Source organism: Chitinivibrionales bacterium (assembly GCA_014728215.1).
Lineage (GTDB): Bacteria > Fibrobacterota > Chitinivibrionia > Chitinivibrionales > WJKA01 > WJKA01.
Map to the genome: position 1 here is coordinate 1 of WJLZ01000199.1, position 13,253 is coordinate 13,253.

Below are 13,253 nucleotides of genomic sequence, written 5' to 3' on the forward strand. Positions count from 1 at the left end.
CCAGAGAGTAAAGGATCGTTGAAGCACCGGCGCAACCGCCCCCCGAACAGAAAAATAATCTTCTTCAATAAGAAAAGCCGCGTTTGTTAAGGGCGAATATGATGAGTGAATGTCGCGCCATCGCTGGGTAAGAAGGTATTCGCCGGGGAGCCCTTTAGCCCATCCACCAAGTGAACCAAGCAAAATACAAATAATTATATTCCTTTTCATATTTTCCCTGTCCTTTCTTTCTTGCTTGCCTGCACGACCGGGATGATCGCTACCGTTTCACACCGATTTTTTTGCGCGTTGTCGTAGTCTCTCCATCATAATCGGTTGTGGTGATCACCATGAGATAGGCACCGCCGCCTACAAATCGTCCATTATCATTTTTGCCGTCCCAGTAAATTCCGTACTCGTTCGGAGCACTCGCTTCCTCGACATTTACATCTGAGCGCACCAAATTGGCTACAGCATCATAAATAACCGCTTCGCCGTATGAACCGTCGGCCTCCTGCTTAAGCGGCTTGATCGATTTGATGCCGATTATGACGCCCCTCTGATTGTTTTGAGTTGAATTGGAATAAAAACTTCTCGTCGATGCGGGAATTACCGTTTCCCCGGGTTTGAAAGGATTTTCACCGATTGTAACGGTAAGGGAATTTTTCGGTCCCCATTCAATCACCGCTTTTCTTCCCTGGTCCGGCGGACTGTTCTCTGAAGCATCTTTCACATGAGCAATATTACCTTTAAATTGAAGACTGTCTTCCAGCGGTGAAATAATAAAGTCGTTTGTCATTATGACAGTCGCACGATCTTCTTTCACCGGAAAATTATGTGGGCCTATGCCGGAGAATGCATCATCGGTTATATTTTCATTCTGATAATAATTGAATACATCCCGGGGTTGCGTTCCGGTAATGGGCCATTGCACTTTTTCGCTGAATGTTACATAGAGAGTATCGGGATTACCCTGATCGCCCGGCAACGATCCCGGATGATACTTTGCCCTTTTTATAACAGGACCGGCACCGTCGGAACAGATAAAACCGTCAACCGGCGCCGCATCGGCAAAGGATGGGAACGTGAGGGTCGGCTTCCATCCCGTTTGAAGCTCTCCTGATGTCGACTGTTTGAGGTACAAAACAAAGGTGTCATCGGTGTCACTCCCGCCTTCACCTTTAATATCAATTACCTCCAGTTCGGTTGTCCCGAACTTGACCGTTATGTCTTCAACTGAAATGTTGTTGTCCAGTGAAACCAGACTGTCAAATGTCAGTTCAATACGGTCGAGATAACCGTCACCATCACTATCCCGGGTAATGGCTGATTCCAATGCGGCCCCCGCTGCCTTCGCTGTTACCTGAAGGTCGGCGGGAACAAGATTGCCCTGGGATGCCGTAATGGTGGTAATTCCACCGCCCCCTTTGGTGATTTCACCTTTCCACCGCTCATCCTGCTTTCCCTGTACCGATATAATCGAGGAATTACTGCTTGTCCACGACGCATTTTCTGCATATCCGGCAAAATTCCCCATACTGTCGCGCAGAATTGCATAAAGGGTGGCTGTTTCCCGGTCTACATCAAGGGTAAGTGTATCGAGATGGTCATCGTCACGCATGTTGGTAACTGTTTGGGTATTTTGAATATTGATGTGGTGTGGATCCCCCGGGGCAATATAGAGGTCCAACGTTGCGGTCGTGGGCGTAGCATCGGGATCGTTTTGATTTTTAAATGTTGCCACGATTGTTACATACCCGAAAGCTTCGGTCGGCCGGACCGAACTGAAACTGCCCGAGGTGCTCGACAATACAGGGTTGCCTAAAGAGTCGATCATCTCCCAGGTCACATAGGAATCATACTGCTGTCTCCAGGTGAAAGCCGAATCGAATACATGCGCATAGATATCGAGTGTGTTTCCCGCTTTAACCGTATCGAGTTCTCCGAAGGGGCGATTAGCACCCACATCGGGAGTCCCGGCCTCCGGGTACAGCCTGAGAAAGCCCGGCGGGGTAAAAAGATTTGTCGTTATTTTAATGGTCGAATTGACAGTGTGGCGTTCCGCATAAAAGAAATCGAAATTGTAAGGTTTGCCGGCGGTAAGACCTGAAATGTTGTCGAGATTAAACGAACCGCTTTGCGTACCATGGATTCCACCGAGATCCATCGCCAGCTTCCCGTCGATAAATGCCCAGACATCATCATCGCCCTGAAAATCGAATGTAAGTCCGGGCTGATAGGTGAAAACTGTATGCATCTCCATTGTAAAGGAGAAGTTGTGGTCGAAACCAAAAGGTTCATCGCCGAACCCGGTGTCATCCACGCCAAAGAAATTCTGATTTTCGTATTGATATAAGCCGCTGCCGATATGGCTGAAGGGAAGCGAATCTTTGATGACGATATTGATGAATGCAGTATCATGGTTGACTGTATCGATGCCGCCGAACGTTCCGTTCTTATCGGTATACACAGGTTTTGTGTAATCGCCCGGCTCCCATGGACGGTACCATTTGTGGATGTAATAATTGAAAAACGGATCGGAACCTAAGACCGGGTTCCTGTCGGAACCGAGGGTGTCGGCAACCATATTGGTGTATAAGCCGCCGTCGTGGTCCGGATTAAACTCGGGGTTGCTGCCGTCAGCATGAAAATCGTAGAAAGTAACCGGAACCCAGATTGTGTCGGGAAATTGCTGCGCATTCGATTTTCCCACAAGAGTGGAAAAAAACAGAACATTTATCGAAAAAAACAGAACGGAACGAGCAATTTGAGCCTTTTTGCCCATTAATACAGGCGTTGCCATAATCTCTCTCCTCGCCTTGATAAACCTCTTCCTCCAGCTCATGTATGGGGATGATAAGCTGTTTTCTACTCATTATTAATGTATATCCTGCCACAGAAAATCAAAAGGGCTTTCCCTTTTTACAACTATTTTTTTTCAAATTGTTGAAATATAGGTGGCTGATGAAAACAAAAAACTATTTTGTATGTCTTTTACGTATTAGTGGTAATGGTATAATTTTAGTTTATTACGTTGTATTGTAATCAGAGAGAGGATTAGTTTTATGAAGCGAGAGGTTTTTCTTTTTGCTGCACTGGTATTTGCACTCATAATCGGCTCATGCGCACGAATGGAAGAACGAGCCCCCCGATATGATGAAAAAGAGTGCCCGGTCTGTTCATCAAACCCTGGTGTCTGTTTTTATTGCAAAGGTTCGACCAAATGCCATTTTTGCGAGGGAACCGGTAAGCGGACGACGGTGACGCCTTATGTTCCCCGGGAGGGCATTGAAGAAGCGTCTTATGAGGAAGAGTGTCCTTACTGCAAAGGAAGTGGTGTGTGCCGGTATTGCGATGGAAGCGGCAAATGCTGGGCCTGTGACGGCAACGGGAAGGTCGATAACTGGGAATTTTATGAAAAATATAAAAAAGAAGAAGCTTCAAAAAGGAAAAAAGAAGCTATTCTTGATGAATCAAAGATGACACCTGAAGTATCTTCGGCAAAACCCGACAGCATTCGGGAGGCCGAAAAAATAGATGAAAGTAAAAGCACTCAAGCTGAGGAGAAAAGCAAGTAATGCCGCCAAAACCAGTATGCCTGATAATCAGAGACGGATGGGGCAAAGGAAGGCCTGAACAGTCAAATGGAATATTTGCCGGTAATGCCCGGCATACCAATGTTTATGAAAAAGAATTCCCCACAACAGTTATACAATCTTCCGGTCTTGCGGTAGGACTGCCCGAGGGATACCAGGGGAACAGTGAAGTCGGGCATCTCAATATCGGCGCCGGACGAGTCGTGTATCAGAGTCTTACAAGGATTGACAAATCAATAGCCGACGGCGATTTTTTTGAGAACGAAACCTTTCTCAAAGCGGTCTCTACTGCCAAAGAACGTAAATCCCGGATCCATTTGATTGGATTGATTCAGGAGGAAGGTGTTCATGCGGTGACTCGTCACTGCCATGCACTGCTGAATTTATGCAAAAAGAGCGGGTTTGAGGATATTGTAATTCATGCCTTAACCGACGGTCGTGATACGCCGCCGAAATCGGCGCTGGAACATCTGGCGTTTCTTCAGGAAGGAATCGACAGCATTGGCGTCGGACGGGTTGCTACGATTATCGGGCGATATTTTGCCATGGACCGGGACCGCCGGTGGGACCGGACCGAGCTTGCCTATCGGGCGATCATGCAGGGTGAGGGGGAAAAAGTGTCTGGATGGGACGCCGCAATCAAAGGCGCCTATGAACAAAATGAAACCGATGAGTTTATTAAACCGCGGGTTATTGATTACGAAGGGATTGGAAAGGACGATGTTGTCATTTTCTTCAATTTCCGATTCGACCGGACCCGTCAATTGACCCAGGCGATCGTAGAACCGGATTTCAAGGAATTTAAAACAATTCCCCATTCAATTTATTTTGTGGCCATGACACATTATTATGATAATGGTCATTTTAAGGAGGCGTTTCCCGAGCTGCAGAATAAGAACATCCTGGGAGAAGTTCTTTCGGCCAGGGGGCTGAAGCAATTTCGATGTGCGGAAACCGAAAAGTATGCCCACGTCACATTTTTCTTTAACAGCCTGAAAAATGATCCCTTCGAAGGGGAAGATCGCGTGTTGGTCGATTCGCCCAAGATTGCAACCTACGACCTTCAGCCCGAGATGAGCGCCTACGAGGTTCGCGACAAACTGGTGGAAGCCATTAATTCCGATACCTACGATGTCGTTATTTGCAATTTTGCCAACGGCGACATGGTCGGCCATACCGGTGTTTACGAGGCGATTTTACGAGCGGTTGAAGCAGTGGATATCTGCGTCCATGATGTTGTTGAAGCTGCTCTGGCAAAGGGGGGTATCTGTATGCTGACTGCCGATCACGGTAATGCAGAGCAGACAAAACTTGCGGATGGTTCACCCATGACCGCCCATACAACAAATCCGGTCCCTTTTACACTGGTCGGTGAAAAAATGAAGAACGTCAAACTCAGGGACAACGGCAGATTATGTGACATTGCCCCTACCATTCTCGATATTTTAGAGGTCGAACAACCATCTGAAATGACAGGGGAATCGTTGATACTCTCTTAAGATATTATCGAAGTAACAGGACAAATCGCTGCCGTCCGCCGCTGGTTGAGGGATCCTGCATCTGATTTTAAGGACAACGTCGATGCGCATTGCATTGTGTCAATTAAATTCCATTGCCGGCGATATCGAAGGAAACACACGCAAGATTATCGACTCGCTTGATCGTGTTGGAGAGGATCGCGCCGATCTTGTTGTTTTTTCGGAGTTGTTTATTCAGGGTTACCCGCCTCGGGATCTTCTTGAAAACCGGTGGTTTATCGACCAGACTGAAAAGGCGATTCATGAACTATGTGCAGTCTCCAGAAAGTATCCCAATACAGGAATCCTTACCGGCGCCGGACTCCCCGGAGACGCCGGGATCGGTAAGAAGCTGAGTAATGCCGCGCTCCTGATCTATAACGGCTCGGTTGTTTTCCGACAGGACAAATCGCTGCTTCCTACCTACGATGTTTTTGATGAAGACCGGTATTTCGATCCCGCATCATCGGTGCATATCTGTGAATTCAAAGGTGAAAAACTGGGGGTTACGATATGTGAAGATGCCTGGAATTCCGAAAAGATGTGGCATAAGCGCAAATATGATCAATGCCCGGTTGAATTGCTTGCGAAACAGGGCGCTACCCTGATGATCAATATTTCAGGCTCGCCGTATTTTCTCGGAAAGCAGCAGATCCGCTATTCGATCATGCAGGGCCATGCTCGGAAAAACAAGGTCCCTTTTATTTTTCTCAACCAGATCGGCGGCAATGACGAGCTTATTTTTGACGGCTCGTCGCTTTATTTTGACGCTCAGGGGGAATTGCTGGTCCAGTTGCCATCCTTTGAAGAAGAAATACGACTCATCGATACCGGCAATTCATTTACTCCCAAAGAGCCTGAAAATCTCGATACCCTGGGGGGGCTGCACGATGCGCTTTTGTGCGGGCTTCGCGATTATGTGCATAAGTGCGGGTTTGAAAAGGTGCTGGTTGGACTGTCGGGGGGCATCGATTCGGCGGTGACCTGCGCCCTTGCAGTGGCCGCGCTGGGCGGCGAAAATGTGGCAGGGGTTACCATGCCGTCACGTTACTCCTCTGAAGGCTCGGTGGCCGATTCAAAAGAGCTGGCCGAGAATCTGGGAATCGAATTTTCGACAATCCCTATTGAAAACCCCTTTGCCGCCTTTCTTGAGGTCCTCGAGGCGCCCTTCGCAGGAACCCAACCGGGCGTTGCTGAAGAAAACCTTCAGGCCCGGGTCCGGGGGAATATCCTCATGGCATTGTCCAATAAATTCGGAAAACTTCTTCTGGCTACCGGCAACAAAAGCGAACTGGCGGTCGGCTACTGCACGCTCTATGGTGATATGAACGGGGGGTTGAGCGTTATTTCGGATCTTCCCAAAACAACCGTATATAGACTGGCGCGCTATATCAACCGGGAGAGGGAGACTATTCCCATTGCGATTATCGATAAAATACCCTCGGCTGAGCTTGCCCCCGATCAGAAAGATCAGGACACGCTTCCCCCTTACGAAATTCTGGACCATGTGCTGCAGCTTTTAATCGAAGAGCATTATTCCCGAAAAGAAATAATTGATCGAGGTTTTAATGCCGATATGGTCGACTGGATAATTCGGGCAATCAAGCGTAGTGAATACAAACGTCGTCAGGCGGCGCCGGGGCTCAAGGTGACTCCCAAAGCATTCGGTTCGGGACGGCGCTTTCCGGTTGCTGCGAGGTATCAAGTCTAAACAAGGTATAATACCCGGTTTCAATGAATTGAAAAGGAGGAGCCAATGAAAACAATAAAATCAAGTGCTTTCATTTTGCCGGCATTATTATTTCTTCATGCACAGGTTTTTGCCAATCCGGGCTTTGAACTGGGAGTGATTGTAGGAGAACCGACAGGTCTGTCAATTAAGCAGTGGGTAAGTTCGAAGGGCGCCTTTGACGGCGCTGCCGCATGGTCATTTGCCGGAGGAGATTTCCTTCATATCCATGCAGATTATCTTATCCATAATCACCGTTTCATTAAGGTAACCCGCGGGAGTTTGCCGTTGTATATGGGGTTGGGCGGCGTTATACGAATAGCCGGGGCCGGCAAAGCTCATGTCGGTGCACGAATTCCTTTCGGAATGTCTTATTTGTTTGAAGGGGCACCGCTGGATCTTTTCCTCGAAATCGCACCGATATTCGAACTTGCACCGGCCACCCAATTTGACATGAGTGGGGGCCTGGGGCTGCGGTTTACCTTTGGTTGATTAGCATTAAAACTTAAAACAGATGCTTAATTGAAAGATATAAGCCAAGAGAAATGAATATAATTCCGCTTATTTTTCTCGCCCATTTTTCAAATACAGAGGCCTTGTTGAATGCCTCTCCTATTGTATGGGCGCCCAGGGCGATAATAAAAGAAAAAGCGATAACCGGCAGCGCCGTTCCGATTCCGTAGAGTGACGGCATTACAATTCGTGAGCCGTGTTTTACCGCCAGTGATATCGTACTGCCGAAAAACAGTGCGGCGGATACGGGGCAGAAGGTAAGGGCAAAGACGGCCCCGAGGAGCAGTGGTCCCAAAAGCCCGAAAGAAGCAAGCTTTTTCTGTGTCGACTGAGGAAGCAGGCTTCCACCAAAGCTGAATGAGAAAATGTCAAGCAAAAAAAGGCCAACCAGAACAAGCGCCGGCCCAAGAAACATGTTCATGTACCGTTGAAGGAACAGGGAGACTGACGGAATCGCTCGGGTGGCGGAAACCAGCACCGCACCAAGAAGCAGATAGGTAAGCGATCGTCCCACTGTATAGGCGATACCCGAATACAGCGCACTTCGTGTCGTGCTCACCTGTTTACCGATAAAGGAGACCGCCGCAATATTTGTCGCCAGTGGGCAGGGACTCAGGGAGGTGAGAACCCCAAGCCAGACCGCCGCCGCCATGTCGAGTAAATAGGTATCCAAAGCTTATCCTTTTGCCGGAGCGCGGAGCCTGTTGATCTCTTCGATTACATAGTCCTTATACTTATCGGGTTTCTTGACCAATTGCCATATTTTGTCGAGGTTTTTCCATTTCTGTTCCTTATCGCCCGAAACAAGCGAAAGGATTATCGATTTGGTATACAGCTTATAATTTTTGACAAAATGTTTATTTTCTTCATTTTCGATATTTACCGATTTGAAAATCATTTCGCCCGATTTTAATTCATCGGCAAATTCCTTTTCCACTGCTTCTTTTGCCAGTGATTCGATCATATGGCAGGTGTGGCATCGAAATGAAGTATGAAAATAGTAGACCACGGTTTTGGGACTTTCCCGTGGTTCCGAGGAAGAGGCTTCCGGAGCGGCCTTTTGAGAGGAGACAGGTGTTTTGCCGGCGTCATCCTCCCGGGGGGTATTGTCTTGTGCGGCCCCGCACGAGAGAAACAGTACTGTTAAAAACAGGGCGGTGATACATTGTTTTATAATCATTCTTTCTCCTTACTGCAGCATTTCTTTGAGTTCATCCGGATTCGGCGCTTTCCCCGATGTTTTCACCTCGCCGTCGATAACAAGACCCGGGGTCATCATCACCCCATACGAAACGATTTTGTTCATGTCGGTCACTTTTTCCAGGTTAATTTCAAAGCCATTTTCCCGTGCAACCAGCTCGATCATTTCCGCAAGTTTTTTGCACTTTGGACATCCTGTGCCCAAAACTTTTACTTCTTTCATAGTAAAGCTCCTTTGTTTTAAACTATCGTTCCAAAAATAATACCCGATATGGTTGCCATGATAATAACCAGCGTTACAAAGGCAATGGTTTTTTTTGTGCCGATAACACTTCGAATAACAAGCATGTTGGGCAGCGATACCGCCGGGCCGGCAAGGAGCAGGGCAAGAGCCGGGCCTTCACCCATACCGTTGCCAATGAGTCCCTGAAGAATCGGCACCTCGGTCAGGGTAGCGAAATACATGAACGCACCGGCAATTGCGGCAAAAAGATTTGCCCGGAGTGAATTGCCGCCGACCGCCTTATATACCCATTCCGATGGTATGATACCTTCACCACCGGGCCGGCCAAGAAGAAATCCCGCGATCAGAACTCCCCAGAACAGGAGGGGGGTAATCTGTTTGGCGAAACTCCAGGATGAATCGAACCACTCACCGGCTTCGCCTTGGCTGCGGGAAGTGAAAAAGGAAAAGAAAACTATTCCCGTGCCAAAGGGGATAAGCGGAGAAATGGCCCCCCAGACAACAGCCGTCAGTGCTGTAGCAGCCCCGGTGATCACCATTTTCCACCATCGCATGCCGAACCAGGCAATGAGAATGACGGCGAGAAACACTGCAAAACCCGAGGTGATAATCCATTTTCCATGGTAGATGGTATACCAGATACCCTGGTGAAGGTCGGGTTTTCCCCAGTTGGCAAAAACAAGGATACCAATCATCGACATAAAAAAGAGCGCCCGTTGCCACAGGGGCCGAGTTTCAGCCTCCACCGGCATCTGCATTGCGACTTCGGCCCGTTCTTTTTCGTCCCTACGGAACAATAAATGCATACCGACGCCGATAACGATACTGAAAAGGATTGCTCCCACCGCCCGGGCAATGCCCAACTGTATTCCCAGTATTCGGGCGGTAAGCACGATTGCCAGGATATTGATGGCCGGTCCTGAATAGAGAAATGCCGAGGCGGGACCAAGCCCGGCTCCCATGCGGTAGATACCGTTGAAAAGGGGCAGGACGGTGCATGAACAGACCGCTAAAACGGTGCCGGATACCGATGCAACCCCATAGGCAAGCAGCTTGTTCGCTTTCGCGCCGAGATATTTCATGACCGATCCCTGGCTGATAAATACCGAGATCGCGCCGGCAATATAAAAGGCGGTCACCAGGCACAGCACAACATGCTCCCGGGCATACCATTTCACCAGGTGCAAGGATTCGATAATTGCATTCGTAAACCGATCGCTGCCCAGGGGAAGAAAAAAGGCGATAAAAAAGCCTGCGATAAGAATCAGCAGCATTTTCCATTCTTGTTTCCACTTCATAAAAGATTCCTTTGTTATTTGGCAATATAGCCAAATATTAGCCAAAAAAATTACACAATATCCATCTGTTCTTCCAGCTTTTTCTTCAGCACTTCATTGGCGCAGGAGAAAAAATTGAGAATACAGGGCATTTTGAGGGAATAATAGATATTCGTATTTCGTCTCTCAGAACCGATAATCCCCGCATTTTTCATAATAGACAAATGTTTTGATACAGTGGAGATATCTGCACCGATAAGATCGGTGAGTTCGCAGACACAGTGTTCCCGTTCCGCGAGGCGGTGAACAATAAAGAGCCTTGTTGAATGGGCCAGAGCTTTCATTATCTGTGCCTGGGCTTCGAATTTAAGCTTTTCCTGTTGTTTCATGATATTTCTTTTGTATTTGGTTATTTGGTAAAATAATCAATAAAAATACGATATGCAAGGTAGAATTATTCACCCGGATAAAATGTTAGGGCGGGCATAACGTATATTAGGGGCCTGCGAATGCAGGACCCGACGTTGTTTAAGTTAATTACAGGGCGTCGGCATACCAAGACCCGCTCTCCGATGATTATTGGCACAGGTTCTTGATGGAATCGTTTATCGCCTTCCGAAAGCTCCCTGCTCATCCCCATCCGTAAGTAGCGTGTCACCAACCACTTGACTCCAAGGGGCATCGAAGAATGGTGCTCTGGAAAGGGATTATTATGGAGTTTTCTCACTTCGGCTTTGCCGAAACCGTTATGGAGGGCGTCCGCCGTGCGGGCTACACCTCCCCGACTGAAATTCAGCACAAAGCGATTCCGGTTGCTCTTCAGGGGCTTGACATTATCGGATGTGCGCCCACGGGTACAGGAAAGACCGCGGCCTTTGTTTTGCCCATTCTTCATCGGCTTTGTGAGCCCAGTGCCGCCGTTCATGGAGCACGGCTGCCACGGGCGCTGATTCTTGCCCCCACCAGGGAACTTACCCAGCAGATTACCGAATCGGTTACCCGGTACGGTGCGCGGAGTGCTCTCCGTTCATGTTCTATTTACGGCGGGGTTCCTATTAGAGATCAGATCCGCAAACTCAGAAAGGGGAGCGATATTGTTGCCGCGACGCCGGGGCGTTTGCTCGATCATCTGAAACGCCGCACGATCGATCTGTCCTGTGTTGAAATACTGGTGCTTGATGAAGCCGACCGGATGTATGATATGGGATTCATTAAAGATGTCCGAAAGATCATCAAAGAGGTGCCGAAAAAACGTCAGACCTTACTTTTCTCGGCCACCGTCTCACCGGAAATAAAAAGATTGATACGGGAAATCCAGCGTGACCCGAAGGTAATCGAAATTGGTGCTCCGGGAACTCCGGTCCATACGGTCGAGCAGCAGTTCTATACCATTTCTCAGCAGAAAAAAATGGATTTACTTACCCATATTTTGAAGAATGAAATGATTGAAACCATGCTGGTGTTCTCACGGACAAAGCACGGGGCAGACAAAATCTCCCGCTGGCTTGGCCGCAGCGGTATACAATCGGTTGCGTTGCATGCCGGCCGGACCCAGTCACAACGCCGCCAGGCGCTTAACGGATTCAAATACGGGCGCTACAAGGTTCTTGTCGCCACCGATATCGCCGCCCGAGGTATCGATGTTACGGGGATCTCCCATGTGCTCAACTACGACGCCCCCGAGTATGGTGAAAATTATGTTCATCGTATCGGCAGAACAGGACGGGCCGAGACAACCGGTACCGCCATTACCTTTGTTGCCTATGGAGAACAGAAGCAGATGAGGAGTATCGAGCGTAGTATCGGCAAACGGGTCAACGCGCTCAGGTATCCTGGTTTTGACTATCCGGAGGCCCTCGTGCCGGAAACACCCGAACCCACCAGACGCCCTTTTGGACGCCAAAGCGGCGGCGGTCGGAAAATGCGCTTTACAAAAGCACAGCGCTCATTCCGGTAAGGAAACTTCGAGCAGCCTGCAGGTCAGGAACTTCTTGCCGCAGGTTCTCGGGAGATTCACGGGACGGACGAACTTTTGTACTTTAAGCCGGCGGTAATTCGATTATCCCGAACTTCCTGCTGCAAAAGCGTCCAAGGCCCCTATTCGCCCGTTCGGGAGAATAAGCGGGGGACCAAAAGGTTCCCGTTGTACGAAAGCACAGCGATGGGGGAGATAAGAAAGAGAATGGGTACCCTGAATTCGTAATCAGCGTTTTTGGACCGGGGCCTCGCACCTCCGGTTTCTATCTGCATTGGTTTCCGGCCCAGGTACGATCGACTGCGCACCGGCTGGGGGGGGTGATCGAGTTCGGGGACATTTTCTTGCTATATGCAGAGAATGATGGTATATTTTATTACAATATTTGTAATGAATTATACCTTCTTTGTGTTATAGGTTGGATAATTTTCATGCTATTTAAAAGAGATATAGAGGATTTTCTCGCTACATGGAAAGCGAATAAATCGCGCAAGCCGCTTATTCTTCGTGGCGCCCGGCAGGTGGGCAAAACGACTGTTGTCGAGAGGTTTGCCCATGGCTTTCGCAATTTTGTTAAACTCAACCTTGAAATCCCTTCGGATGCGGCGGCTTTTCGTCGAGGTCTTACAGCCGGGCAGGTTATCGAGGCAATTCAGCTTCAGAAAAACATTGCGCTCAAGCCGGGGGCGAGTCTGCTGTTCATTGACGAAATCCAGGCGTGTCCGGAAGCGATTGCGCTGCTTCGCTATTTTTATGAAGAATACCCCGACCTTCATGTTATCGCTGCCGGTTCACTCCTGCAGACAGTCCTTTCCGATCCGGTAATTTCATTTCCTGTCGGGCGGACCGAGCATGCCCATATGTATCCCTTGAGTTTCCATGAATACCTGAGGGCTACAGGCAATGGGTTTGCGCTGGATGCATATGAGAAGGTCCCCGGGCCTGAAAGTGCATTTGGCGGGTTGATGGAGTTGTTCCATACGTATGTCAAGATCGGCGGAATGCCTGAAATCGTTGCGCGCCATATCGAGGGCGCGGATACGGAAACCCTCAGGTCTCTGTACCAGGACCTTGTGATAGCTTTTGTCAATGATGTCCCGAAATATGCTCGAAACCCGACACTGGCCCGCGTGATGCGGCATTGTATTGAAGCTGGTCCGCATGCTGCCGGCGAACGGATAAAGTTCGAAGGGTTTGGCCAGTCCAACTACAAATCACGTGAA

General features: G+C 48.7%; 13 protein-coding genes. 6 read left to right on the top strand and 7 right to left on the bottom strand.

The window, feature by feature from the left end:
- Positions 1 to 210: hypothetical protein (locus GF401_17885; protein MBD3346928.1), on the bottom strand; the 210-nt coding region annotated here is incomplete at its 3' end.
- A 49-nt stretch (positions 211 to 259) separates the two neighbouring features.
- The gene (locus GF401_17890) at positions 260 to 2,824 is read right to left on the bottom strand and encodes a fibro-slime domain-containing protein (GenBank protein ID MBD3346929.1); all 2,565 of its coding nucleotides are present in this window, start codon (positions 2,822 to 2,824) and stop codon (positions 260 to 262) included.
- 220 nt (positions 2,825 to 3,044) lie between these two features.
- Between GF401_17890 and GF401_17895 the strand changes: the two genes are divergently transcribed.
- The 4 genes from GF401_17895 to GF401_17910 all read left to right on the top strand — a co-directional run bounded on the left by GF401_17895 (position 3,045) and on the right by GF401_17910 (position 7,313).
- Positions 3,045 to 3,557, top strand: coding sequence for a hypothetical protein (locus GF401_17895; protein ID MBD3346930.1), 513 nt, complete (start codon positions 3,045 to 3,047; stop codon positions 3,555 to 3,557).
- Complete coding sequence (locus GF401_17900) at positions 3,557 to 5,074, top strand: 2,3-bisphosphoglycerate-independent phosphoglycerate mutase (protein ID MBD3346931.1); 1,518 nt, start codon at positions 3,557 to 3,559, stop codon at positions 5,072 to 5,074. The genes GF401_17895 and GF401_17900 overlap by 1 nt, the downstream gene beginning before the upstream one ends.
- An 82-nt stretch (positions 5,075 to 5,156) precedes the next feature.
- Complete coding sequence (locus tag GF401_17905) at positions 5,157 to 6,803, top strand: NAD+ synthase (GenBank protein ID MBD3346932.1); 1,647 nt, start codon at positions 5,157 to 5,159, stop codon at positions 6,801 to 6,803.
- A 45-nt stretch (positions 6,804 to 6,848) separates the two neighbouring features.
- A complete protein-coding gene (locus GF401_17910) occupies positions 6,849 to 7,313 on the top strand; it encodes a hypothetical protein (GenBank protein MBD3346933.1) in 465 nt (154 codons plus the stop codon).
- Between the two features lie 13 nt (positions 7,314 to 7,326).
- On the opposite strand, the gene GF401_17915 is transcribed toward GF401_17910, so the two are convergent.
- Genes GF401_17915 through GF401_17935 form a run of 5 tightly spaced genes read right to left on the bottom strand, consistent with a single transcriptional unit; the run spans position 7,327 to position 10,444 of the window.
- Positions 7,327 to 7,986, bottom strand: a complete 660-nt coding sequence (locus GF401_17915) for a sulfite exporter TauE/SafE family protein (GenBank protein MBD3346934.1) — start codon at positions 7,984 to 7,986, stop codon at positions 7,327 to 7,329.
- 24 nt (positions 7,987 to 8,010) lie between these two features.
- On the bottom strand, positions 8,011 to 8,514 hold the full coding sequence (locus GF401_17920; GenBank protein ID MBD3346935.1) for a hypothetical protein: 504 nt from the start codon (positions 8,512 to 8,514) through the stop codon (positions 8,011 to 8,013).
- Between the two features lie 9 nt (positions 8,515 to 8,523).
- Positions 8,524 to 8,757 carry a thioredoxin family protein gene (locus tag GF401_17925; GenBank protein ID MBD3346936.1) on the bottom strand — a complete coding sequence of 78 codons (234 nt, stop codon included), beginning with the start codon at positions 8,755 to 8,757 and terminating at the stop codon, positions 8,524 to 8,526.
- A 17-nt stretch (positions 8,758 to 8,774) separates the two neighbouring features.
- Positions 8,775 to 10,076 (bottom strand): hypothetical protein, encoded by a 1,302-nt coding sequence (locus tag GF401_17930; protein MBD3346937.1) that lies wholly within the window; start codon positions 10,074 to 10,076, stop codon positions 8,775 to 8,777.
- Between the two features lie 50 nt (positions 10,077 to 10,126).
- Positions 10,127 to 10,444, bottom strand: a complete 318-nt coding sequence (locus tag GF401_17935) for a metalloregulator ArsR/SmtB family transcription factor (GenBank protein ID MBD3346938.1) — start codon at positions 10,442 to 10,444, stop codon at positions 10,127 to 10,129.
- Positions 10,445 to 10,743: 299 nt separating this feature from the next.
- Here GF401_17935 and GF401_17940 point away from each other — a divergent pair, with 299 nt between their 5' ends.
- Positions 10,744 to 12,012 (top strand): DEAD/DEAH box helicase, encoded by a 1,269-nt coding sequence (locus GF401_17940; GenBank protein MBD3346939.1) that lies wholly within the window; start codon positions 10,744 to 10,746, stop codon positions 12,010 to 12,012.
- A 449-nt stretch (positions 12,013 to 12,461) separates the two neighbouring features.
- Positions 12,462 to 13,253: AAA family ATPase (locus tag GF401_17945; protein ID MBD3346940.1), on the top strand; the 792-nt coding region annotated here is incomplete at its 3' end.

Excerpts from the sequence above, each read along its gene's own strand:
- GF401_17890 (MBD3346929.1), bottom strand. The coding sequence starts at position 2,824 with ATGAGCTGGAGGAAGAGGTTTATCAAGGCGAGGAGAGAGATTATGGCA.
- GF401_17895 (MBD3346930.1), top strand. The coding sequence starts at position 3,045 with ATGAAGCGAGAGGTTTTTCTTTTTGCTGCACTGGTATTTGCACTCATA.
- GF401_17900 (MBD3346931.1), top strand. The coding sequence starts at position 3,557 with ATGCCGCCAAAACCAGTATGCCTGATAATCAGAGACGGATGGGGCAAA.
- GF401_17905 (MBD3346932.1), top strand. The coding sequence starts at position 5,157 with ATGCGCATTGCATTGTGTCAATTAAATTCCATTGCCGGCGATATCGAA.
- GF401_17910 (MBD3346933.1), top strand. The coding sequence starts at position 6,849 with ATGAAAACAATAAAATCAAGTGCTTTCATTTTGCCGGCATTATTATTT.
- GF401_17915 (MBD3346934.1), bottom strand. The coding sequence starts at position 7,986 with ATGGCGGCGGCGGTCTGGCTTGGGGTTCTCACCTCCCTGAGTCCCTGC.
- GF401_17920 (MBD3346935.1), bottom strand. The coding sequence starts at position 8,514 with ATGATTATAAAACAATGTATCACCGCCCTGTTTTTAACAGTACTGTTT.
- GF401_17925 (MBD3346936.1), bottom strand. The coding sequence starts at position 8,757 with ATGAAAGAAGTAAAAGTTTTGGGCACAGGATGTCCAAAGTGCAAAAAA.
- GF401_17930 (MBD3346937.1), bottom strand. The coding sequence starts at position 10,076 with ATGAAGTGGAAACAAGAATGGAAAATGCTGCTGATTCTTATCGCAGGC.
- GF401_17935 (MBD3346938.1), bottom strand. The coding sequence starts at position 10,444 with ATGAAACAACAGGAAAAGCTTAAATTCGAAGCCCAGGCACAGATAATG.
- GF401_17940 (MBD3346939.1), top strand. The coding sequence starts at position 10,744 with ATGGTGCTCTGGAAAGGGATTATTATGGAGTTTTCTCACTTCGGCTTT.